Genomic DNA, 22,565 nt, shown 5'->3' on the forward strand with positions numbered 1-22,565 from the left:
GATGATGAAAAAAGGAAATGCTGCCATGACACGTTTTAATCACCCTTGCAGGCGCGTGGCGCTTGCTGGCTTGTTGGTCGGCCTGCTGGCGTCCGGCGGCGTCGCTGCGCAGGACACGGTTGTTCCGGACCCGGCTCTGTCACCAGACGCCGTTGCTCCCGACGCGGCGCTCGCGCCCGAGCAAATCAACCCGCCGCCAGTGCTGTCGCCGTACGCGGTACGGCCAGACGCGGCGCTGTCGCCGGAGCAGGACCAGGGTCGGCGTGTTCGCTCGTCGGACGCGGTGGCTCCCGACGCCGCTCTCTCTCCCGAACAGATCACCGCTCCGCCGGCGCTCTCGCCCGACTGATAGCCGCGGCTGCCGGTGATTCGGCGATCGTTTTGCTTCGGCGCCGCGCAATCTGCTGCGCAGTGACGGAGACCTGCAGTACAATTCGACCGCATTGAACGGCCAAGCGGCGGCTGGTGTGGAAGCTGCATCGCTATTGCTGTGCCAGCTTCGCCGCCGTCGCATTTACCAGTGACAGAGCGTCAATCGCTCTGCGGCCGGGCCGCTGGTCCGGACTTTTACCCACGCGGCGACCGTTGACGTGTCGCCAGGCACTATCGATCAAGGAGTGTTTCATGTACCAGAAAATTTCGTCCTACCTTTCGACTCTGCTCCTGGCCTTGGCACTGGCCGCTTGCGCCGCGCCGGGGCAGCAGCCCGGTGCAATGGATATTCGGACCGGCGTCATCGAACAGATCACCGCTGTTGAGCTGGCGACCAATCAGCATCGCGGCGTCGGCGCCGTCGTCGGCGGCCTTGCCGGTATCGGCATCGGCAGCCTGATCGGTGCCGGTACCGGCCGCGACGTGGCGATGGTCGCGGGAGCCATCGGCGGCGCGCTGGCTGGTAACGAAGTCCAGAAGAAGTACGACAAGCCGGTGCCGGGCCAGCAGATCATCGTTCGTACCGCCAGCGGCGTCCTGGTTTCTATCACGCAACCGCTTGATGCGAACCTGCGTCCGGGCCAGCGCGTCTATATCGAAGGTAACGGCGAGGGCTCACGCGTCGTTCCGCGTTAAACATCAAGCGGTCTTCACCTCGGTTATCGGGTGCTCCAGGCGCCCGATAACCTGCTTCCAGAGAGTTGCAGATGTCAAATACATTGCCGGGCGGCGAGCACGGTCGCCAGCGGCCCGACTCGTCGGCATCGCCGCTCAAGGCGCTGGCCTCCACCGCGCTGCTCGTTCTCGTTCTGGGCGCTTGCGCGCCCGACGCCTGGCGACCCGACGCACCGTTTGAAACGTATCTCAACAACGTCCAGAAGCAATGTTCTTACCAGCGTATCGGGCGCGTGGAAATCAACTCGGACTTCTTGCAGGACCCGTATTTCCTGGACATCACCTCGCGCTTCTTCAACCTCGAGAGCAGCCAGGCGAATTACCTCGGCAGCCTCGAAGGCGCTTACGGGGCGAAACCCGATTCGCCTGGCGTACGCTGCATGCTCGGTCTGTTGCCGCCGCGTGCTCTGCCACCGCCAGCCGTTCCGCCGCCACCAGGAATGGCCAGCCCACGCTAGGATTTGCCGCGGCACCATGAGCCGCGGTCCTACCGACAGCCGTTGGCTTGCCGACCCCACTTGAAACCGGCGCTGCGCCAGCCAGAATGACCCGACGATCGTCCCCCAAGAGCAAGCTCCCGGCCGCCCAGGCGGGTGTTGCAGTTGCCCCGCCAGAGGCCGCCGCCACCGGCAAGCCGTCGCCAAGGCGAAATCGCCTGCTGCTCATCGGCTTGGCACTGGCGCTGCTGATCGGCGGCCTGGTCGTCTGGGCCTGGTCGTCGCGAGCGCCAGTATTGTCACTGCCGGCATCGTCGGCGGCGGCGCTTGCAGCGACCGCCGCCAGCCCCGCCATCGCCGCGTCGGCGAGCTACGTGGGTGCCAATGCCTGCAAGAGTTGTCACGAAAGCGAATTCAAGGCGTGGTCGGGTTCGCATCACCAGTTGGCGATGCAGGAGGCAAGCGCGTCTACGGTGCTCGGCGACTTCACCGACGCGCGCTTCGACTACCACGGTGTCGAATCGTCGTTCTTCAAGCGCGACGACAAGTTTATCGTCCGTACCGACGGCCCCGACGGCAAGCTGGTCGACTATCCGATCAGCTACACCTTCGGCGTCTATCCGCTGCAGCAGTATTTGATCGCTTTTCCTGGCGGCCGCTATCAGGTATTGCCAATCGCCTGGGATTCGCGGCCGCAAGGCGAGGGCGGGCAGCGCTGGTTCCATCTCTATCCTGATCAGAACGTCGATCACCAGGACCCTCTTCACTGGACCGGGATCTATCAGAACTGGGCTTTGCAGTGTGCGGAATGTCACTCGACGAATCTGCGCAAGGGTTACGACGCCAACAGCAACAGCTACCAGACGACCTACGAGGAAATCAACGTCGCCTGCGAATCGTGCCATGGCCCAGCTGCCGCGCACGTGGCCTGGGCCGGCAGCACCAAGCCACCCTACACCGCCGCCGATAACAAGGGCCTGGTATCGCTGAACAGCCGCTGGCACGAGGCATGGAAGTTCCCCAACGACGGCGCCAGGTTTGCCGTTCGCGACCGGCCCGCTGACCCAGCCGCGATGAACAGTTGCGCCGCTTGCCACTCGCGTCGCTCGACGCTGCACGAGGGCGGCCAGGCCGGTGCGCCGCTGGAAGATACGCATCGCCTGGCAATGCTCACCGCACCGAACTACCACGCCGATGGGCAGCAGCGCGAGGAGGTCTATGTCTGGGGCTCCTTCCTGCAGAGCAAGATGCATCAGAACGGCGTGACGTGCATGGACTGCCACGAGCCGCACTCGCAGAAGCTACGTGCCGAAGGCAACGCGCTCTGCACGCGGTGCCATGCCGCCAGCGAATTTGACGCGCCCAGCCATCATCGACACCGGGCCGGCGGCGAGGGCGCGCAGTGCGTGACTTGCCACATGCCGACGCAGAACTACATGGTCATCCACGCCCGGCCCGACCACAGCCTGCGCATTCCGCGCCCCGACCTGTCGCTGTCGCTGGGCAGCCCGAATTCCTGTACCCAGTGCCACAGCGACAAGAAGCCCGAGTGGGCTGCCGGCGCCATGGACAAGTGGTACGGCAAGGCGTGGCGCGAGCGACCGCACTACGGTACCACCCTGCACGCCGGTGAGACGCAAGGCGTACGCGCTCTGCCCGGCCTGCTCGAACTGGCCAGCAGCCCAAGCACGCCGGCGATCGTCCGGGCGACCGCGGCGACGCTGGCGCAGCCCTACGCCAGTCCGGGCACCTTGCCGGCCGCGCGCGTGCTATTGCACGACGCCGACCCGTCGGTGCGCATCGCGGCGCTGGGAATGATCGCGCCGCTTGACCCCTTGAACCGTGTGCTGAGCGCCTCGCCGCTGCTCGCCGACCCGGTGCGCGGGGTACGGATCGAGGCCGCAAGAGTCCTCGCCGACGTGCCCGACGATCAGCTCCCGGCGGATCGGCGCGCTGCCCGCGCTGCGGCTTTGCAGGAGTACGAGGCGGCACTCGAGCAAGAGGTCGACTGGCCGTCGACCAACGTCAACCTCGGCAATCTGCGCTTGCGCCAGGGGCGCGTCGACGAGGCCGTTGCCGCTTACCAGCGGGCGATCACGCTCGACCCGCAGTTGGTCGGCGCTTATGTCAATCTGGCCGACGCCTGGCGCCAGCAGGGGCGCGAGTCCGACGCGGAAAAGGTCTTGCGGCAGGGCCTCGCGGTAGTGCCGGGCGCCGCCGATCTGCACCACGCTTTTGCTCTGCTGTTGACTCGCCAACACGAGAGCGCCGCGGCGCTGAAGGAATTCGCAGAAGCCGCCAGCCTGGCGCCGGACAACGCGCGTTACGCCTACGTCGAGGCGATTGCCGTCAACTCCGCCGGCAAGCCGGCTGACGCCCTGGCGCTGCTTCGCAAGGCCAGGCAACGCCACCCGAACGATCTCGATATTCTCGGCGCGCTGATCTCGATCAGTCGAGAGACCGGCGACCGGCAGGCCGCCCTGCGTTACGCGAGAAAAGCCGCCGAGCTGTTGCCGAACGACCAGAACGTCAAACAGCTGGTGGCCGAACTGGCAGGCCGCTAGACGGCGAGCCGGGCGGCAGCGGCTTTGCCGGCCGGCGCTGCCGACAAGCTGACTATTTTGGGAACATCAGCTGCACCTGCAAGCGCAACTGCCAGTTGGCGGCGTTATCGGGATGCGCGACGTTGTAGTAGGCGCTGAGCTGGGTGTTGACCGGCAATTTTCCGAAGTGGAAGATCTTGCCGACGCCGCCACCCAGCGGTACCGTCCAGCGCTGGCTGCTGTCGGCTTTCCAGTCGGCGGTGACGATTGGCGCCGAGGTGAGATAGAAGCCGCCTTCGAAGTTGTAGTTGAGGAAGGGCTGCAGCAGGAAGTTGTTGTAGCTGGCGTCGCTTCCCGAACCGACCGACCAGATGTTGTTCGCCAGAAAGCCGTATACCCAGGGGTCGCCCTTCTCGAGCTTGAGTATCACCAAGGAAGGGCCGAGTCCCCAGCGGTCGTTACCGATGGCGTTGTTGCTGTTGGTCGGCATCTGGACAATCGCGCCGGCGCCCCAGATCGCACCCGTCGGCACGGCCGGCGACAGGAAGGCGGTGAGCTGGATGTCGCCGATGCCGTTGATCCGGTCGCCGCCCGGCACGAAGGCCGGTTGCGAGACCACCGGCACGATCGTGCGGGTGATGACATTCCATTCGCTGTTGACCTCGATCGGGATCACCGGCTGGATGTTGAGGACGTTCTGCGTACCGTCGCGCGGACCGACGTTGAAGTTGGTGTTGTTCTGGAACGGTACGCTGATCAGGTTGCCGACCGGGTTCTGGGCGAGCTTGGCCAGTTCCTCGGCGCTCATTTCGGCGTTTGCCGGCGACGCGATTCCTGCCAGCAGCGACAGCGCTCCGAGTAGCTGGGTGGCGTTGGGAATATTCCTGCGTTTCATTGCTCAAGTCCTCGAATGGCTTCTGATTTCGTTCATCTGGTCCGTATCGGAAGCCCTCGATACCGCGCGCGGGCAGCGGGCCGCGCCAGCAAGGCGGCCCCTGGGAGTGCTTCGGACGGGCAATTTTACCCCCGTCAAGGCGTCCCGAGGAACAGGTAAAAGTTCGAATAGCCGCCGGTCGAGCCGGCGTTCGAGTAGCCGTAACCCAGGTACACCGGCCCAAAGGGCGTTTCGCCACCGAGGTAGATCGCGGCGCCAGGAATCCAGCCCTTGAGGGTGGTTTCGGTGAACGGCCGGCGGACCTTGGCCGTTTCGAGCGCCGCTCCCAGACGCAGGTCGCCGCGCAGGCCAAGCGGCAGGCGGCCGATGATCCGCTCGGCACGAATGCTGCCGTAGCTGATGTCGTCGCCCTTCAACTGTCCGACGGCAAAGGCCGTCATGTTGAGCATGCCACCCAGCTGTCCGAGGTCGTAGCTGGGCAATTGCCCGACCGGCGAGCCTTGATACGACAGGCGGCTGGCGAGAACCCAGTCGCCAATCGGCACGTAGCCGCTGGCGCCGGCGTCGAGCTTGCTGAAGCCTTCGGCCGGCGAGTCGAAGTACTTGACGCTGCTCGACCAGCCCTGGGTCGGGAAATAGATGCGGTCGGTCTGATCGAAATCGAGCGCGGCAAACCAGCCACCAAAGGTCTTCGACTGCTGCGGCAGGATCGGTGAGCCGGTCTCAAGGTCGCTCTTCCGCCAGCTTTCCTCCCAGCCGAGACGTGCCTGGCCGAGCAGCCCGACGTTTGCTCCCCCTCCCAGTCGCAGCGTGGTCTGGCCGACGGAGTACTGGGCGAGCTGCTGGTCGTTCTCGTAAATGCCGGTCAAGCGGTTCAGATAGTTGAGGTTGGCCTCGACGAAGTAGCGCTGGCGCGCGTCGATCGGCTGATAGAAGTCGACGCCGACACCGCTTCGCGAGCCGAATTCGCCATAGGCCAGGAGTTCGCCGCCGAGGCTGTTGAGCCAGGTCTTCTGGTACGCGGCGCGAATACTGTAGGTCGAATCGGTCCGGAAATTGCTGTCCAGGTTGATGCCAAAGCGCAGGTAGTCGGGACCCCAGCCCTTCTCGACCGGCAAGACGCGGAGAATCTCGCGGTTGCGCAGCGTGTTGTCGAGCGCGTAATCGATTTGCTGGTAGTAGCCATCGCCATAGGCGCGCATCAGATCGGCGTCGAGTTTCGCCGGGTCGACGGTGTCGCCCGGCTTGATCTGCAGGTAGCGCTCGACGACCGCCGGGTTGATCAGCTTCAATCCGGCGATCTGCACTTCGTCAACCCGCGGCGCGGCGCGCAGCGGCGGCTGTATCTGTGCCGTCCAGGCGCTGTAAGCGCTTTCGCTGACCGACAGGGCGCGCAGGCGATCAGCGACCGCTTCGGTTGCGGCAACGCCGCGATCGGCGGTTTCCGAACTGCGCTTGAAGTCGCCGGCGGTGATCCCTTCGAGATCGGGCTTGATGTAGATGTCGGTTGGCTTGAGCGTCGCCAGCGAGCGGGTGACGTTCTGTTCGGTCAGGATGTTGACCATCTGTGCCGAAACGCTGAGCAGGCCGCTGATGTCGTCGGCCTTGAGCAGCGGCGAGCCGACGTTGACGGCGATGATCACGTCCGCCTGACAGCGCTCGCGCGCTTCGCCGATCGGCACGTTGTCGACCAGGCCGCCGTCGACCAGTTTCTTGCCGTCGAAGTCGACCGGCGCCATCAGGCCGGGAACCGACATGCTGGCGCGCATCGCTTGCGACAGACTGCCCTGGCGAAAGACGACTTTCTCACCGCCGACGATGTCGGTGGCGACGATCGACAGTGGCAGCGGCAGCGCCGCTATGTCACGCTCACCGAGATAATCACGAACCAGGGTGTTGAAGAAAAGCTTGATCTTCTGCCCCATGACGATTCCCGGCTGACCCTTGACGCCTTGCCGGCCGACGCCCGTCTCCGAGCCCGGCAGGAAACGCTTGTCCAGGACCTTCTTGCGAAAGTTCTGCTCGGTCAACGGTGGGTCGTCGCGGAAGAGGTCGTCCCAGTCGGCTTCTGCGAGCTTGCTGCGCATCGTTGCCGGCGGCAGGCCGCTGGCGTATACGCCAGCTACCAGCGCTCCCATGCTGGTACCGGCAACGCAGTCGACGGGTACGCGCAGTTTTTCGAGTACTTCGAGGACGCCGATATGCGCCGCGCCGCGCGCGCCGCCACCGCCAAGCACCAGGCCAACCCGCGGCCGGACGGGATCGCCCGCCGCGGCCGGCGAGGCGGTAGCTGCGCCGGCAGAAACCAGTACTCCGACGATCAGCAGAACGCGCCAGGGTGCGCGGCTGGCTGCCCAATCCCTTCGAACTGCACTCACTTCCTTCTCCTTGCCGGCTCGACGCCAGCGAAATCATTTCCTCGCCGGCAAGCCGGTCGTCAGGCGACAAAGCGGTCCGCGCGGCGTCCGCCTGGCGGTTCAGTTGCTAACCTACGTCTCCCCGGTTGGCTTGCAAGAGTAGTCCTCGGTCGGTCAGCTGATAGGTCGGCAAGAGCGGCTTGAACGTGACTCGGCCAGCGAGGATCAGGCCTTTGCCGGTGCCCTTCGGCTGTCCGCCCGTAGCCGCACCTGCGGCCCTCAGCGTCGCCAGCATGCTGACCATGAGGATTGCCACGGGTTGCTGGTGGATTGCATTTCTGCACGTACTCCGCAGGGGGTGTTGCCGGGGCGATCAGGCGCGAGCCATCGGCCAGGGCGTCGTGAGCAAGGCGACGATTGTACACGGCCGGCCGCCCGATTGAGCGGCTCGAGCGCCGCTGCCCGTGCCGGCGATCACCATGAAGCGTTTGCGCGCAACCGTGCCATCGCGGCACTGCGGCAGGTCGCCAGCATGCTCTGCCGGCGCGCTTGCTATTCCTGCGTGCTGACCGGGAGCGAGGTGAGAATGGTCAGGGCGGCGTGCGCGTGTTCTGCGGCGTCACGCCCGAGGCTGGTCAGATAGCCTCCATCGGTTTGTGTGACCAGTCCCTTGGCGTGCAGTCGCAGCGTCGCGGCGATGATTTCTGGATCGGCGATCTTGTGAATTTTGATGCCCAGTTGCGTAGTTGCCAGATCGAAGCGGACCAGGGTGTTGAGTTCATTGACCAGATCGGGCGTATAGGGCATGGCAAGTCCTCGTGGGTGAAAGCGCTGTTGAGCGGCAGGTCTGCATTCTAACGCGAGCGGCAGCCGCCACCGTCAGGAACTGCACGAGAGCATCGAGCAGCCGGCCTTGTGGCGCGCCCAATCGGGTCGCCTGGCGCTGAAAGCCGCGCGTCCGGGCTGCTCGTCATAGGGTCGGCGCAAGATCTCGAGCAAGTCATGAAGCATCCCGGTGTCGCCTTGTTCGGCGCGGTCGATGGCCTGTTGCGCCAGGTAGTTGCGCAGCACGAAGCGCGGGTTGCGCTGGTTCATGGCTAGCCTGCGTTGCTCGGCGGTTTGCCCGTCGAGGCGCAGGCGCGCGGCGTAGCGCGCCAGCCAGCGCTCGAGGTCGGCCGAAAATTGCTGCCGCAGTTCGTCACGGTAGAAAGCCTGCTGCAAGACTCGCGGCTGCGGATCGTTGATGTCCAGCTGCGCGAGTTGGCGGAAGAAGATGCTCATGTCGATCTCGGCCAGTCGCATCAGTTTGCAGAGCTCGTCGAGCAAGTCGCCATCGTCGGGCGTCCAGCCGAGAAGGCCGAGCTTGCCGGCAAATGCCGTGCAGAATTCCTCGGAGTAGACCACGTCGTAACGCGCGATAGCTGCCGCCAGGTCGTCCGCGCTGGTCCCCAGCGTGGCCAGCGCCGCTGCCAGCCGTTCGAGATTCCAGCGGGCGATCTCCGGCTGCCGGGCAAAGCAGTAGCGTTGGCTCGCCGCGTCGGTGGTGTTGGGCGTCCAGCCGGGGTCGAAGTTGTCTACCCAGCCGTAGGGACCGTAGTCGAGGGTCAGTCCGAGAATCGACATGTTGTCGGTATTCATTACGCCGTGCACGAAGCCGACGCGCAGCCAGTGCGCCATCAGGCGGGCGGTGCGCTCGCAGACCTCGGTGAACCACGTCGCCAGACGCTGCTCGGGCTGGCGCGCCAGGCCGGCCAACTCGGGGAAGTCGCGGGCGATGGTGAAGTCGACCAGGCGCTGCAGAAGTTGGCGTTCGCCACGCGCGGCGAGCAGCTCGAAGTGCCCGAAGCGGATGAACGAAGGCGCCACCCGGCAGACCACGGCGCCCGGTTCGGCGACTGAATGGCCGTCGTAGAACATGTCACGGACGACGGTTTCGCCGCTGCCGACGAGACTCAGCGCGCGCGTCGTTGGCACTCCCAGGTGATGCATCGCCTCGCTGCACAGAAACTCGCGCAGCGACGAACGCAAGACCGCGCGCCCGTCGGCGCGGCGCGCGTAGGGCGTTGGGCCGGCGCCCTTGAGCTGCAGCTCGAAGCGTTGGCCGCTACGGTTGATCGCTTCGCCGAGCAGAATCGCGCGACCGTCGCCGAGTTGGCCGGCCCACTGGCCGAACTGATGGCCGCCGTAGCAGGTGGCGTAGGCGACCATTCCGGGCAACAGCGTATTGCCGGCCAGCGCAGCGAGCATGGCCGGCGTGGCCATCGCCTCGTCGTCAAGATCGAGGGCGGCGGCCACCTCGCGCGAATGCGCGAGCAGCACCGGTGCAGCGACCGGCGTCGGTGTCACCGGCGACCAACACGCGCCAAAGACCTGCCGTGGCGTGTTGTGCCGGTCGGGGTCCCCCGGCAGCTCGCGGACGAAGCGGTTATCGAAATTCAGCATCGGCTGTCGACGGCCCGCAGGTGTTGGCGAAGTGCGCGGCGAGCGATCAAGCGTTGCTGACCAGTTCGATGATCTGGCCACGATCGAGCGAGCTGGCTTTGGCCTGCATTTCCGGCAGATAGCGGCTGTGCAGTCCCCTGGCCTCGCCGAGCATGCTGTCGAAGGCTTCGCGTAACCTCTGCGTCGACAGGCTGCGGCCGCCGGCGTAGTAGTGCCTGGCGACGTGACCGAGGGCATAGGTGCTGGCGAAGCTCATCCCCGAGCTGAGCGCCTGCTTGCCCAGCCCGCGCAGCAAGCCGCCGCCGAGCTTGCCGAGCAGGCCACCAAGGAGCTTGCGCCCGGCCTGTTCGAGGTATTGCGAAGTCAGCCCGACGCCGACGGTGGCCAGAAAGTCCTTGATGTGCCCACGATCGAGTTCGAATCCGTAGGACTTGCCGAGGCGATAGACGAGCTTCATCTGCAGCGGGATGATGGCCATCGTCGATAGCGATTCCGGCAGCAGTTCCAGGGCACCGTTGACGATCGCGGCGTTGAGGATGGCCTGGTCGATCGCGGCGGCGCTCATCGTCGACGCCAGCGTGCCAACGCTCGTTGCCGGCGCCGTCGGCGGCTTCGCCGTGCGGCGGTCGCCGTCCGTCGCCGCCACTTCGCCGCTTTCTACCGGCAGCGCGGCGATCGCTTCGGCTTGCCGGCTATACTCCGCCGCCTGCTGCGCGTCGAGCATCAGGGCTTCGCGCAGGTCGCCGAGGAAGAGCTTTTCGGCAGGCGATTGAAGGCCATCGGCATCGCACACGCAGACCGCCATTTCAAACGCCAGCTGGCGCGCCTCGGGTGTCGTCAGCGCCGCCGTCGCAGTCGCCAGCGAGACGCGCTTGAGCAACACGTCCTGATAGAGCTTGGCGATATTGATCGAGCCCTCGCCAGCCAGCGCGTCGGCGATGCGCTTGATCTCGGCACGCTCGGAGTCGTCCTTGCTGCCGTCGGCGAAGGCCGCCATCAGGCTGATGGTCAGGATGGCTTGCTGTTCGTGCTCGTTCATGGGGCGTGGTCTCCGGTGAAAATGCGCTTGACCACCGCGAGTATCGGCAGCTTCCGCGTCGCAATCAAGGCATTCCAGCGGTCGTGTGCCGACGAGGCCTTGCCGATACGGGGAAATCTGGTCGCCACGGCGAATTGCGCGGATCGCTGGCGAGCGCGAAGCGAGTATGAAACGCCTGTGGAAAGTTGGCGTGCTCAAGGTCGCCGCAGCGCTGCGGCAATTTGCTGCGCCGGCGTATTTCAGCGCCACACAAAAAACTTGCTGCAAATCAAATTTCCCCGGAAAGGGCGGGCGTCCGGCTGGTATGGCTTGCCGGGGTGTCGGGCACGGCGCCGACGAGCCGCTGCCGGCGCAGCGTTCAGCGCGATTCCTTGATCATTCGGGAAAACCTGGGCTGCACCGGGCGGGCGTTGTGCGGGTACAGCCGCGCGAAGATCTTCAGTTGCTCGAGCGAGATTTGCTGCGGTTTCTTGAGCACCAGCCACAGCACGTCTTCGGTGCACGGCGGTGTCGTCAGCGAACCCATGTAGGTGTAGTAGCTGCGCTCCTCGGGCAACAGTTGCGCGAGGTCGATGGCCTGTCCAGGCGGCGCCACATAGTCGTTCTTCTCGAGCGGCAGGTTGTTCCACACGGCCTGAATGATCGGGTTCTCTGCGCCCTGCTCGAGCAGCACGGCGACTACCGCCAGCTGGCCGTCCTCGGCCTTGTGTACCAGATGGATGACCATGTCGAAGGATTGGCCGTTGATCCGTTCCTCGGACGGGCGGTGGAAATGGAACTGGATCAGATCGTAGGTCTTGCCGAGCAGGCTGAGGTTGCTGCCGCCGACCTCGACCTGCACGGTGTGACCGTTGTCGATGACGCGAAACTCGGACCGCCGATAGGTGAATTGAATCGCTTCGAGGTCGACGCCAAAGCCATCGCGAATGTCGATCGGCGATTGTCGTTCGCCGCTGGCGCAGGTCGCAAACTCGGCTCGCAGCCTGCCCCAGTTCTCCGGGCGGCCTTCGCCTTCGTAAGACCAGTGGATGTTGGCGTGCGCGTAGGCGGCGGCCAGCTCGTCGGGCTCGCTGCTCGGCGCCGACGATCGGGCGGCGGCGCGGCGCGTTCGCGCGGCGAGCAGCGTCGGTGGCGACGCCGCGTGCGCGTTGGCGAGCGGCTCGTTGACGCTCGCCGGTGTCGCCTCGGCGGCACTCTTTTCGGCGGCCAGCGTTCGCAGGTTGGCGCGCTTGACGTCCTTTCGGACCAGCGCTTCATTGGCCTTGCGCAGCTCGCCAGCGGCCTCGCTGACCTTTTCGGCGGTCTGCCGCGCCGCCAGCGCGGCGTCGTTGCCCGCTTTCGGGCGGCAGGCTTCACGCAGCAGCTTGTCGTCGAGCATGCCGCTGCGCACCGGCATCTCGATCGGGACCTTGACCTCCTCCTCGCGGAGCAACTCGCCTTCGTCCTTGAAGTAGCTGCGCTTGAGTGTGCTGTAGTTGCGCGACGCGCAGTCGTAGTGGTTGACGGCCTCGACGATCCGGTAAGACGACGATGTCCTGGGATCGACGATCGGCTTGTCGAGGACGATTCGTCCGTGCGCCTCGGTCTTGCCGCGGTCTACCTTCCGGATGCTGGCTTTGTCGATTTCGACGCGCCGGCCCGGTTCGGCAGAGATCAGCTGCCAGGCAGCGGCAGCCGTTGCCGGCAGGATCGCCATGAGACATAGGGCAAGGCGCCTGAGGTCTGGATGCATGCGGGGGCTCCAGTGGTTGATGGGGAAGTCGCTGCTGCGACTCGCGAAGCTTCCTTCTGCGCCTGGCGGGAGAAGGGTCGGGGTGAGACGGCGAGCGCGCCGGCGCGCTCGCCGTCGAACGATTGCGGCGTGCCAGTCGGCATGCGCACGGCAATTCGAGCGCGCGGCCATGACCGTCCGGACGTGGCATCACTCTCTTTGACGGGAAATTAGCGGGAAACTTTAGGCGAGATTGCGCCAGGTTTCGCACCGCCTTGCCTGCCGGAACTGCCGACCGAGCCGTCTTGCATCGGGCCAACACTGTCGGCGCCTGGAGTTGGCAGTGGCGCGGCGAAGATCGTCGTGGCGAAAAAAAACCCTGGCGGGCTTGTCGCACCGCCAGGGTTTTTGCTTGCGTCGAAGCGAGCAGACTACTCAGTGGCTGGCACCGGAAGCGCCAAAGCCGGTCTGGGCACGCACATACTGGTCTTCGAACGCCTCACGTTCCCTGGTCGCACGGGCACTGCTGTCCGTTACCGAGAAGACGTAGGCGCAGAGGAAGGCGATGGGCATCGCGAACAGCGCCGGCTGCGTGTAGGGGAACAACGGCGCTGCATTGTGCAGGACGTCGACCCATACCGACTTCGAGAAGACCACGAAGAGGACTGCGGAAGTGACGCCGCTGTAACCGCCCCACAGCGCACCGCGGGTGGTCAGGCCTTTCCAGTACATCGAGAGAATCAGCACCGGGAAGTTGGCCGCGGCAGCAACGCCGAAGGCCAGGCCGACCATGAACGCGATGTTCATCTTCTCGAACGCGATACCGAGGATGATCGCCACGATGCCGAGGAAGATGGTCGCCATCCGCGAAACCTTGATCTCCTCTTTGTCGGTGCATTCACCCTTGCGGATCACGCGTGCGTAGATGTCGTGCGCGATCGCCGAAGCACCGGCCAGCGCCAGACCCGAGACGACTGCCAGGATGGTGGCGAAAGCGACCGCCGCCAGGAAGCCGAGCAGCATGTTGCCGCCGACGGCATGCGCCAGGTGCATGGCGACCATGTTGCCGCCACCGATCAGCGCGCCCTTGATGTCACCGCCCTCGAAGTATTCGGGGTTCTGACCGACCAGCAGGATCGCCACCAGGCCGAGCAGGAAGATGACGTTGAAGAAGAAACCGACAAAGCCGGAAGCATAGAGCACCGACTTGCGGGCTTCCTTGGCGTTGCCGACGGTAAAGAAGCGCATCAGGATGTGCGGCAGACCAGCGGTACCGAACATCAGGCCGAGGCCCAGCGAAAGCGCCGTCACCGGATCCGAGAGCAGGCTGCCCGGCGCCATCAACGAGGCACCCAGCTTATGGACTGCCGTCGCTTTTTCGAGCAGCGTGGTCAGCGAAAAGCCGAACTGCGAAAAGCCGAGAATCAGCGTCAGCGTGCCGCCGAAGAGCAGCAGGCAGGCCTTGATGATCTGCACCCAGGTCGTCGCCACCATACCGCCGACGGTCACATAGACCATCATCAGGATGCCGACGGCGAAGATCGCGACGTTGTACTCGAGGCCGAAGAGCAGTTTGATCAACTGCCCGGCGCCGACCATCTGCGCGATCAGGTAGAAGACCACGACCACCAGCGACGACAGCGCCGCCATCGTCCGTACGGACGGGTCGAGGCGATACGAGGTGATGTCGGAGAAGGTGAAGCGGCCCAGGTTGCGCAGCCGCTCGGCCATCAGGAAGAGGATGATCGGCCAGCCGGCGAAGAACGCCATCATGTAGATGTAGGCGTCGTAGCCGCGGCTGAAGGTCATCGCCGTGAGACCGAGCAGGGTGGCCGCCGACATGTAGTCGCCGGCAATCGCCAGGCCGTTCTGGAAGCCGGTGATGCCGCCGCCGGCGGTATAGAAGTCGGCCGTCGACTTGGTGCGGCCAGCCGCCCAGTAGGTGATGCCCATGGTCATCGTCACGAAGATCATGAACATGATGATCGCGTGCCAGTTGGTCGGCTGAATCTGAATGTCGCCTTGCAGGGCCGGCCCTGCGGCAGCGGCCATGCCCGAGAACGCCAGCAGGGCGAGCGCCGTTGTGAGTCGCTTGATCATTTGGTCTCCTTCTGTGCTTCTTTGATGATTTCGGCGGTCAGATCGTCAAACTCGCCGTTGGCGCGGCGGACGTACAACAGTGTCAGCAGCCAGAAGAAGACGAACATCACCATCTCCGCCGTATAGCCGATGGCCCACATCGACCCCTCGGCGATCGGTTGCCCGAGCATCTTGGGGTTGAAAGCGATCAGCATGAAAAAGCCGTAGAAAATGATCAGCACGATCGCTGCCAGGGTTCGCGCGAAGCTCCCTCGCTTCTGAACCAGTTCATCGAACTTCGGATTACGCCGAAGTCGCTCGTAAATTACGCTACTCATAATTGTCTATCCTCCTGTTTTGTCTTGCAAAAAAAAGTTCTGGGACCAATTTTAAAACTGTTGACAAGACCACCCCTCGGGGCGCCGAATACTAACCCAGATCGCAGGGGTGTTCAATCCCATGACTTTTTTGCGTGTTTTTTCCTGCGCGGCCGCTCATTTTCGCCGCCGCCGGCCGCGTGCGTGGCCCTAGGCGCCGAAATTGCGCAGCCGGTCGAGGTCGACGATGGTCAGCGTGCCGTAGTCGGCGCGCAGAAGTCCGGCGTGTTCGAGTTTTTGCAGCGCCTGGTTGACGCGCTGGCGCGAGATGCCGGCGAGCAAGCCGATTTCTTCCTGCGAGATGCGCAGTTGCAGGCTGCTGCCGGGGGAGAGCAGGGGGTTGAACATCGACGCCAGGCAGCGCGCCAGGCGGGCGTCGGTATCGAGCAGGCGTTCGTGCTCGATGATGCCGATGAACTGGCTGAGGCGCTCGTTGAGCTGGATCAGCAGGAAACGGTTGAACAGGATGCTGTGGTCGAGCAGGTGCTGGAAGCGGCTGCGTTTCATGTAGGCGATCCGCGACTCGCGCAGGGCGATGACGTCGTAGCGGCGCGGCTCGTCCTTCATCAGCGAGCCTTCGCCGAACCAGCTGCCGCTGGCCAGGCCCAGGAAGCTGGTGGTCTTGCCGGTACTCCAGTTGCTGGCCATCTTGACCAGCCCGTCGACGACCCCCAGCCAGTGCTCGACCGCCTCGCCCTTCATGCACACGTAGCCGCCCGCCGGGACGGTGCGCACGACGATGTCGCTGGTCACGCTGGCGCGTTCGTCGGCCGACAGTTGCCGTGCCCAGCAAGACGCTTGCAGCATCTCTTCGACTTCGTGCATCGCTGCGCCAGCTCCCCGGAAAATAAGCGAAATTGTCGCATGGATGACAATTGTCATCGCTGGCGATGCTTAGACTTCGGCGCAAGTCCGTTCGGCAGTGAGTAGCCGCCAGCGCTGGTGCCGCGGTGAATGCTTGCGGCGTCGCACCGATCAGCAAAAACGGACTAGAATCGCGAAGCAAAATAAAAGATAGGAGCGTGCCGTCAGCCCATAGCGGCGGTCAATGCACCGGAGGAGACAAGATGCCGGAAACGACGTCGTCGCCAGCGTTGGATACCTTTCCGCGCTTGCTGGTCAATCATGCTCGCGTGCGTGGCGACAAGCCGGCGATGCGCGAGAAAGACCTTGGCATCTGGCAGTGCTGGACCTGGCAGGACGTTGCCGACGAGGTTTGCGCGATGGCCTGCGGTCTCGTCGAAATGGGCTTCAGGCGCGGCGAGAACGTCGCCATCGTCGGCGACAATCGGCCTCGCATGTACATGATGATGACCGCCGTGCAGTGTCTCGGTGGCGTTCCCTTGCCGCTCTATCAGGACGCGGTGGCCAACGAGATGCTGTTCGTCCTGGTCGATGCCGAAGTCCGTTTCCTGTTCGTCGAAGATCAGGAGCAGGTCGACAAGGTGCTCGAACTGCAGGAGCAGTTGCCGCAACTCAAGCACCTCTTCTATGGCGATCCACGCGGCATGCGCCACTACACGCAGCCCTTTATTCATGACGTTCGCGAGTTGCTCGAAATGGGGCGGGTGCACCATCGCCAGCACCCCGATCTGCTGGCGGCCGAGATCGCCAGGGGCGCTTCTTTGGACGTCAGCGTCATGCTGTACACCTCGGGCACGACCGGCAGGCCGAAGGGGGTGTGTCTGACGCACCACGCCTTCATCAGTGCCGCCCGTGGCGGGGCCGAGTTCGACCGGCTGAGCGCGGACGAAGACATCCTCTCCTATCTGCCGATGGCCTGGGTCGGCGACCATCTTTTTTCGTTTGCGCAGGCGCTGCTCACCGGTTTCACGATCAACTGCCCGGAGTCGGCCGAGACGGTGATGAACGACTTGCGCGAAATCGGCCCGACGTACTACTTTGCACCGCCACGCGTCTTCGAGAACCTGCTGACGCAGGTGATGATCCGCATGCAGGACGCCAGCGCCATCAAGCAGAAAATGTTTCATTACTTCATGGGCGTCGCGCGGCGCAGTGGTGCGGAAATCCTCGACGGCAGGCCGGTGTCCACCGCCGATCGTTTGCTCTATGCGCTGGGCAGGTTCTTTGTTTTCGCTCCGCTGAAGAATGTACTGGGTATGAGCCGCGTGCGCGTCGCCTATACCGCCGGCGCGGCAATCGGTCCGGACCTGTTCCGTTTCTATCGCTCGATCGGTATCAACCTCAAGCAACTCTACGGTCAGACCGAAACCTGTGCCTACGTCTGCCTGCAGCCCGACGGCCAAATCAAGTTCGACAGCGTCGGCAAGCCGGCGCCGGGCGTCGAGGTGAAGATCGCCGACAACGGCGAGATCCTGGTGCGCGGCCCGATGCTGCTCAAGGAGTATTACAAGCGGCCCGATGCGACCGCCGAAGCGCTCAACGCCGACGGCTATTTCATGACCGGCGACGCCGGTATCTTCGACGGCGACGGCCATCTCAAGATCATCGATCGTGCCAAGGACGTCGGCAAGCTGACCAACGGTGCGATGTTCGCGCCCAACTACATCGAGAACAAGCTCAAGTTCTTCCCTTACATCAAGGAGGCGGTGGTCTTCGGCGACCGCCGCGAGATGGTCTGCGCGTTCATCAATATCGACATCGGCGCGGTCGGCAACTGGGCCGAACGGCGTGGCCTCGCGTATTCGGGTTATACCGATCTGGGGGCCAAGCCGGAGGTTTATGGATTGATCCAGGAGTCGATCGAGCAGATCAATTCCGAACTGGTGGGGGAAGGCGCGCTGGCCGATTCGCAAATCCATCGCTTCCTGATCCTGCACAAGGAACTCGATCCCGACGACGACGAGTTGACGCGAACGCGCAAGGTGCGGCGTGGTTTCGTCGCCGAGAAGTACGGCGTACTGATCGACGCGCTGTACGGCGGCAAGGACAGCCAGTTCATCGAGACGGCGGTGAAGTTCGAGGACGGACGGCAAGGCAAGGTCGCCGCTGATCTGGTGATCCGGGACCTGAAGACCTTCGCCGTTGCCGGGAGGGCCACAGCATGAGTCGGCAGATCGGCGAGGTGATTCTCGACCTGCAAAAGGTTTCCCTGGCGTTTGGCGGCGTCAAGGCACTGACCGACATTTCCTTCGACGTCCGCGAGCACGAGATCCGGGCAATCATTGGCCCGAACGGCGCCGGCAAGAGCTCGATGCTCAACGTTATCAACGGCGTCTATCGGCCGCAGGAAGGAGAGATCATCCTGCGTGGGCAGCACTTCAGCAAGATGAATCCCTACAAAGCGGCCAAGGCCGGCATCTCGCGCACCTTTCAGAACATCGCCCTGTTCAAGGGGATGAACGTCATCGACAACCTGATGACCGGCCGCAACCTGAAGATCCGCAGCAACCTGCTGCAGCAGGCATTCTGGTGGGGACCGGCACGCCGCGAAGAGCTCGCGCATCGCGCCAAGGTCGAGGAAGTCATCGATTTTCTCGAAATCCAGCACATTCGCAAGACGCCGGTTGGCCGTCTGCCCTACGGCTTGCAGAAGCGCGTCGACCTCGGTCGCGCGCTGGCCATGGAGCCAAGCATCCTGCTGCTCGACGAGCCGATGGCCGGGATGAACGTCGAAGAGAAGCAGGATATGTGTCGCTTCATCCTCGACGTCAATGATCAGTTCGGTACGACCATCGTTCTGATCGAGCACGACATGGCGGTGGTCATGGATATCTCCGACCGTGTCGTCGTTCTCGACTACGGCAAAAAGATTGGCGACGGCGACCCCGACGCGGTTCGTGCCAATCCCGAAGTCATCAGCGCGTATCTTGGCGCCAGCCACTGAGGAGTGCAGTGATGGGTTTCTTCCTGGAAACGTTGATCAGTGGCCTGATGGCCGGCATGCTGTACTCACTGGTGGCGCTCGGTTTTGTGCTGATCTTCAAGGCCTCCGGGGTGTTCAACTTTGCGCAGGGGGCGATGGTCCTGTTCGCGGCGCTGGCGATGGCGCGTTTCGCCGAGTGGCTCCCGGCCTGGCTCGGTGTCGAGGCTTCGTACCTGGCGACCGCCGCGGCCTTCGTGGTCGCTGGCGCGCTGATGTTCGTCGTCGCCTGGTTGGTCGAGCGCCTGGTCTTGCGTCACCTGGTGAATCAGGACGGTGCGACGCTGCTGATGGCGACGCTGGGAATCTCCTACGTCCTGGAAGGTGTTGGCTCGAGTCTCTTCGGAAACGACATCTACAAGATCGACGTCGGGATGCCCAAGGACCCGGTGTTCATCCTCGATTCGATCTTCGAAGGCGGCTTGCTGATCAACAAGGAGGACTTCATCGCGGCGCTGATCGCCACCGTGCTGGTCGGGCTGTTGACGCTTTTTTTCCAGAAGACGACCACCGGGCGGGCGTTGCGGGCAGTTGCCGACGACCATCAGGCGGCGCAATCGATCGGTATCCCGCTCAATCGCATCTGGGTGATCGTCTGGTGTGTGGCCGGCGTCGTGGCCCTGGTCGCCGGCGTCATCTGGGGCTCGAAGCTCGGCGTGCAGTTTTCGCTGACGACGGTGGCCATGCGCGCGCTGCCGGTGGTCATCCTCGGTGGCCTGACGTCGGTTCCCGGTGCGATCGTCGGCGGGCTGATCATCGGCGTCGGCGAAAAGGTCTCGGAGGTCTATCTTGGACCGCTGGTCGGCGGCGGTATCGAGATCTGGTTTGCCTACCAGCTGGCTCTGGTGGTCTTGCTGTTCAGGCCGCAGGGTCTGTTCGGCGAGAAGATCATCGACCGCGTTTAACCGGGGAGAAGGCAAGTGCTCTATAGAGAAAACGGTCAGTTCAAGACGTCCTACGCGGCCGATCAGCAGATTTTCCCGATTGCGCAGGACCGCTGGGCGATCATCGGGCTGCTGCTGTTTGCTTTCGTCGCCGTTCCCCTGCTGGTCGACGAGTACATGTTCCGGGCCATTCTCATTCCCTTCCTGATCCTTTCGCTGGCTGCCCTGGGAGTCAATATCCTGGTCGGCTACTGCGGCCAGATCACGCTCGGTGCCGGGGCTTTCATGGCCGTCGGCGCGTACGCCGCGTACAACTTCAACGTTCGTATCGAGGGCATGCCGCTGCTCGTGTCGCTGCTGCTCGGTGGCCTGACTGCCGCCGTCGTCGGGATTTTTTTCGGCATCCCGAGCTTGCGCGTGCGTGGTCTTTACCTGGCCGTCGCGACGCTCGCCGCGCAGTTTTTCACCGACTGGGTTTTTCTGCGGATTACCTGGTTTACGGACGACTCGCTGTCGGGCTCGGTTTCGGTCTCGAACTTGCAGGTGATGGGTTGGCAGATCAACAACCCGTTGAGCAAGTACCTGTTCTGCCTGAGTTTTTGGCCAAGCTGGGTCGGCGTTTTTTGGGCCGTCAAGATTAGTGTTTTGCGTACGGGCCATACTGCCCGGCCGCCCCGCTGTGGGGATTTCCGCCATTTATTCTCGTTTCGGGGAGCCGGGCGGCTTTTTCGGGCGAATTCGCGTTTTTTTTCCAGTTGTGGTTCATGGCGTCATTCATCGGCGGGGCATAGGTTTCGATTTTTCATGGGCAAGTTTTCTTCGGGGGCAGATTTCAATAGGTTCGGTCCTTGCAGGATTCCGGGCGGAAATCGTCTATGCACCGGAAGCTGGCGGCAGAAATTGGCGGTCGGAACTTTCTCGGAAACACGGCCGGCGTGTCAACACGCAGAAAAAAAAATGATCGTCTTGGGCGGGGGCTCCGATGTTATTTTTCTGATTCAAAAGGGGAACGCCCCCACGGGGGCATCGCTCGTCTGGGGGTCACACGGCAAGTAAAACCAAAGGAAAAAGGACAGGGGGCTTCTGGCGGTTTTCCGCATTCGGAGGCCGTGGCGGTGGGCGTGTCCGCGGCACCCGGTCAAGGGAGTTTTTCGGGCAGGTTCGCAGCCAAGCCAGGTTCCATTTTTCAAATAGGAGGAGGGGGGGGACCAAATTAAGACTTAAGCCAAGCCTTCGCATTATAAAACAGGCGGCGTCAGGGCGGGCAGTCGTCGTCGTCGCGGGCCCAACCGCGGTCGGGGCGGTCCCGCAGGGCGTTCAGGCCAAGGGAAGCCCAGTTATTCGGTTTAGTGGTGCCCGTAAACCGGGGGCCGGCATCGCGCCCAGAATGCCCAAATCCTGGGGAAAACGGGTTATATCGGAATTTACCTCCAAAAATTGTGAAAAAAAAACAAACCGACAGAGGGCGGGAGATTCAAAGGGGAGTGGGGAAGGGGAAACGTTTTCGCGGATGTGCGCGAGGGTTACCGCGGGGCCGGGGACCCGGGTAAATCGTCGGAATGCTTTGAAGAAGCGCCTGAAGGGCATGCACGGCGGCGCGACGGTGTTCCAGCCGCTGTCGACGGGCGGCACCTTCGCGCTGACCGAGAAAGCGCCGAAGGACAAGATCCCGCTGATTACGGCGGGTTACGGCCGTAGCGAATCGCAAAATGGCGCCGTCTTTGCCTGGAACTTTCCCCTGCTCGGGACCTACTGGGTCGGTTCCGAAGTCGCCATCCAGTACATCGCCAAGAAGATGGGCGGTGTGGCCAATCTGAAGGGCAAGAAGATCGCGCTGGTCTATCACGACAGTCCGTACGGCAAGGAGGCGATCCCGGTGCTCGAGGAGCTGAGCAAGAAATACGGCTACAGCGTGCAACTCCTGCCGGTGGCCGCGCCGGGCGTCGAGCAAAAAGCGACCTGGCTGCAGATCCGCCAGGCCAGGCCAGACTTCGTTCTGCTTTCCGGTTGGGGGGTGATGAACCTGACCGCCTTGCGTGAAGCGCAGGCGACCGGCTATCCGCGCGACAAGATGCTGGGCAACTGGTGGTCGGGTGCCGAACCCGACGTCAGGGACGTTGGTGAAGGTGCCAAAGGGTATAGCGCGATGACCCTGCAGCATGGCGCCGAGCCCGATTCGAAGGTCGTCAAGGACATTCTCGCGACCTTGCACGCCAAGGGACTGGGCACCGGGCCGAAAGAGGAAGTGGGTGACGTGCTCTACATGCGTGGCCTGATTTCGGCGATGCTCGCCGTCGAAGGCGTCCGCAAGGCGCAAGAGCGTTACGGCAAGGGCAAGGTGATGACCGGCGAGCAGGTGCGCTGGGGGCTGGAGCATCTCGATCTCGACCAGAAAGCGCTCGATGCGATGGGCTTTGCCGGCGTGATGCGGCCGGTGCAGACCTCGTGCCTTGACCACATGGGATCGTCGTGGGTGCGCATTCACACCTGGAACGGCAAGAAGTGGGAGTTTTTGTCACCCGACTGGTACCAGGCCGATGCCAATACGCTGCGCCCGATGGTGATGCTGGCCTCCGGCAAGTATGCGGAGGAGAAGAAGCAGGCGCCGCGCACTCCCGAGGAGTGTAACAAGTAAGGCGATTGCCGGAAAAGGACGTACCAGATTGCGCCGGATTTTCGGTCGTCTTCAAGGCGCGACAACAGGCGCATAGTCGAACTATGCAACTGTTTGTCGCAACACAGAAGACGGGTGAAAAGACAAGCAAGGTGGTATGTTCTTTGACAGAAATCGCCTAAGTCCCGCCGGGCTCGTCACGGCGAGCCCTGAATCCTGTGTTCGCCCTGCCGCAT

The 22,565-nt window shown here is 63.5% G+C and carries 18 protein-coding genes; 9 read left to right on the top strand and 9 right to left on the bottom strand.

The annotated features are described in order from the left end of the window. The first annotated feature begins 25 nt into the window (after window positions 1-25). The 4 genes from QZ656_RS13535 to QZ656_RS13550 all read left to right on the top strand — a co-directional run bounded on the left by QZ656_RS13535 (window position 26) and on the right by QZ656_RS13550 (window position 4,108). Window positions 26-349 carry a hypothetical protein gene (locus tag QZ656_RS13535; protein WP_291993906.1) on the top strand — a complete coding sequence of 108 codons (324 nt, stop codon included), beginning with the start codon at window positions 26-28 and terminating at the stop codon, window positions 347-349. Between the two features lie 275 nt (window positions 350-624). Beyond that, window positions 625-1,068: a glycine zipper 2TM domain-containing protein gene (locus QZ656_RS13540; protein WP_291993907.1), complete on the top strand. Its 444-nt coding sequence runs from the start codon at window positions 625-627 to the stop codon at window positions 1,066-1,068. Window positions 1,069-1,139: 71 nt separating this feature from the next. Continuing rightward, window positions 1,140-1,565, top strand: a complete 426-nt coding sequence (locus QZ656_RS13545; RefSeq protein WP_291993908.1) for a hypothetical protein — start codon at window positions 1,140-1,142, stop codon at window positions 1,563-1,565. 86 nt (window positions 1,566-1,651) lie between these two features. Further along, window positions 1,652-4,108, top strand: coding sequence for a tetratricopeptide repeat protein (locus QZ656_RS13550; RefSeq protein ID WP_291993909.1), 2,457 nt, complete (start codon window positions 1,652-1,654; stop codon window positions 4,106-4,108). 52 nt (window positions 4,109-4,160) lie between these two features. Here QZ656_RS13550 and QZ656_RS13555 read toward each other — a convergent pair whose 3' ends face one another. The 9 genes from QZ656_RS13555 to QZ656_RS13595 form a co-directional block, all read right to left on the bottom strand. Beyond that, window positions 4,161-4,982, bottom strand: a complete 822-nt coding sequence (locus QZ656_RS13555) for a neuromedin U (RefSeq protein ID WP_291993910.1) — start codon at window positions 4,980-4,982, stop codon at window positions 4,161-4,163. A gap of 134 nt (window positions 4,983-5,116) precedes the next feature. Further along, window positions 5,117-7,360, bottom strand: coding sequence for a patatin-like phospholipase family protein (locus QZ656_RS13560; protein WP_291993911.1), 2,244 nt, complete (start codon window positions 7,358-7,360; stop codon window positions 5,117-5,119). Window positions 7,361-7,891: 531 nt separating this feature from the next. Next, window positions 7,892-8,146, bottom strand: a complete 255-nt coding sequence (locus tag QZ656_RS13565; protein ID WP_291993912.1) for a TIGR02647 family protein — start codon at window positions 8,144-8,146, stop codon at window positions 7,892-7,894. A gap of 72 nt (window positions 8,147-8,218) precedes the next feature. After that, window positions 8,219-9,781 (bottom strand): protein adenylyltransferase SelO, encoded by a 1,563-nt coding sequence (locus tag QZ656_RS13570; RefSeq protein ID WP_291993913.1) that lies wholly within the window; start codon window positions 9,779-9,781, stop codon window positions 8,219-8,221. Window positions 9,782-9,827: 46 nt separating this feature from the next. Continuing rightward, the gene (locus QZ656_RS13575) at window positions 9,828-11,069 is read right to left on the bottom strand and encodes a DUF533 domain-containing protein (RefSeq protein ID WP_291994211.1); all 1,242 of its coding nucleotides are present in this window, start codon (window positions 11,067-11,069) and stop codon (window positions 9,828-9,830) included. Window positions 11,070-11,178: 109 nt separating this feature from the next. After that, window positions 11,179-12,552 carry a carbonic anhydrase family protein gene (locus tag QZ656_RS13580; protein ID WP_291993914.1) on the bottom strand — a complete coding sequence of 458 codons (1,374 nt, stop codon included), beginning with the start codon at window positions 12,550-12,552 and terminating at the stop codon, window positions 11,179-11,181. A 414-nt stretch (window positions 12,553-12,966) separates the two neighbouring features. Further along, window positions 12,967-14,631, bottom strand: a complete 1,665-nt coding sequence (locus QZ656_RS13585) for a cation acetate symporter (protein WP_291993915.1) — start codon at window positions 14,629-14,631, stop codon at window positions 12,967-12,969. Continuing rightward, window positions 14,628-14,948 (bottom strand): DUF485 domain-containing protein, encoded by a 321-nt coding sequence (locus QZ656_RS13590; protein ID WP_291993916.1) that lies wholly within the window; start codon window positions 14,946-14,948, stop codon window positions 14,628-14,630. The genes QZ656_RS13585 and QZ656_RS13590 overlap by 4 nt, the downstream gene beginning before the upstream one ends. Before the next feature lie 189 nt (window positions 14,949-15,137). Then, window positions 15,138-15,812, bottom strand: coding sequence for a Crp/Fnr family transcriptional regulator (locus tag QZ656_RS13595; protein ID WP_291993917.1), 675 nt, complete (start codon window positions 15,810-15,812; stop codon window positions 15,138-15,140). A 242-nt stretch (window positions 15,813-16,054) separates the two neighbouring features. Between QZ656_RS13595 and QZ656_RS13600 the strand changes: the two genes are divergently transcribed. From QZ656_RS13600 to QZ656_RS13620, 5 genes are all read left to right on the top strand, one after another. After that, the gene (locus QZ656_RS13600) at window positions 16,055-18,016 is read left to right on the top strand and encodes an AMP-binding protein (protein WP_291993918.1); all 1,962 of its coding nucleotides are present in this window, start codon (window positions 16,055-16,057) and stop codon (window positions 18,014-18,016) included. Beyond that, the gene (locus tag QZ656_RS13605) at window positions 18,013-18,795 is read left to right on the top strand and encodes an ABC transporter ATP-binding protein (RefSeq protein ID WP_291993919.1); all 783 of its coding nucleotides are present in this window, start codon (window positions 18,013-18,015) and stop codon (window positions 18,793-18,795) included. Before QZ656_RS13600 ends, QZ656_RS13605 begins: the two co-directional genes overlap by 4 nt. Window positions 18,796-18,806: 11 nt before the next feature. Beyond that, on the top strand, window positions 18,807-19,736 hold the full coding sequence (locus QZ656_RS13610; RefSeq protein WP_291993920.1) for a branched-chain amino acid ABC transporter permease: 930 nt from the start codon (window positions 18,807-18,809) through the stop codon (window positions 19,734-19,736). Window positions 19,737-19,751: 15 nt separating this feature from the next. Then, window positions 19,752-20,771, top strand: coding sequence for a hypothetical protein (locus QZ656_RS13615; RefSeq protein ID WP_291993921.1), 1,020 nt, complete (start codon window positions 19,752-19,754; stop codon window positions 20,769-20,771). A gap of 529 nt (window positions 20,772-21,300) precedes the next feature. Then, window positions 21,301-22,350, top strand: coding sequence for an ABC transporter substrate-binding protein (locus QZ656_RS13620; RefSeq protein WP_291994212.1), 1,050 nt, complete (start codon window positions 21,301-21,303; stop codon window positions 22,348-22,350). Window positions 22,351-22,565: the final 215 nt, after the last annotated feature.

The organism is Candidatus Accumulibacter sp. ACC003, assembly GCF_907163085.1.
In the GTDB taxonomy this organism is placed as follows: Bacteria; Pseudomonadota; Gammaproteobacteria; order Burkholderiales; family Rhodocyclaceae; genus Accumulibacter.

Excerpts from the sequence above, each read along its gene's own strand:
- QZ656_RS13535 (WP_291993906.1), top strand. The coding sequence starts at position 26 with ATGACACGTTTTAATCACCCTTGCAGGCGCGTGGCGCTTGCTGGCTTG.
- QZ656_RS13540 (WP_291993907.1), top strand. The coding sequence starts at position 625 with ATGTACCAGAAAATTTCGTCCTACCTTTCGACTCTGCTCCTGGCCTTG.
- QZ656_RS13545 (WP_291993908.1), top strand. The coding sequence starts at position 1,140 with ATGTCAAATACATTGCCGGGCGGCGAGCACGGTCGCCAGCGGCCCGAC.
- QZ656_RS13550 (WP_291993909.1), top strand. The coding sequence starts at position 1,652 with ATGACCCGACGATCGTCCCCCAAGAGCAAGCTCCCGGCCGCCCAGGCG.
- QZ656_RS13555 (WP_291993910.1), bottom strand. The coding sequence starts at position 4,982 with ATGAAACGCAGGAATATTCCCAACGCCACCCAGCTACTCGGAGCGCTG.
- QZ656_RS13565 (WP_291993912.1), bottom strand. The coding sequence starts at position 8,146 with ATGCCCTATACGCCCGATCTGGTCAATGAACTCAACACCCTGGTCCGC.
- QZ656_RS13570 (WP_291993913.1), bottom strand. The coding sequence starts at position 9,781 with ATGCTGAATTTCGATAACCGCTTCGTCCGCGAGCTGCCGGGGGACCCC.
- QZ656_RS13580 (WP_291993914.1), bottom strand. The coding sequence starts at position 12,552 with ATGCATCCAGACCTCAGGCGCCTTGCCCTATGTCTCATGGCGATCCTG.
- QZ656_RS13585 (WP_291993915.1), bottom strand. The coding sequence starts at position 14,631 with ATGATCAAGCGACTCACAACGGCGCTCGCCCTGCTGGCGTTCTCGGGC.
- QZ656_RS13590 (WP_291993916.1), bottom strand. The coding sequence starts at position 14,948 with ATGAGTAGCGTAATTTACGAGCGACTTCGGCGTAATCCGAAGTTCGAT.
- QZ656_RS13595 (WP_291993917.1), bottom strand. The coding sequence starts at position 15,812 with ATGCACGAAGTCGAAGAGATGCTGCAAGCGTCTTGCTGGGCACGGCAA.
- QZ656_RS13600 (WP_291993918.1), top strand. The coding sequence starts at position 16,055 with ATGCCGGAAACGACGTCGTCGCCAGCGTTGGATACCTTTCCGCGCTTG.
- QZ656_RS13605 (WP_291993919.1), top strand. The coding sequence starts at position 18,013 with ATGAGTCGGCAGATCGGCGAGGTGATTCTCGACCTGCAAAAGGTTTCC.
- QZ656_RS13610 (WP_291993920.1), top strand. The coding sequence starts at position 18,807 with ATGGGTTTCTTCCTGGAAACGTTGATCAGTGGCCTGATGGCCGGCATG.
- QZ656_RS13620 (WP_291994212.1), top strand. The coding sequence starts at position 21,301 with ATGCACGGCGGCGCGACGGTGTTCCAGCCGCTGTCGACGGGCGGCACC.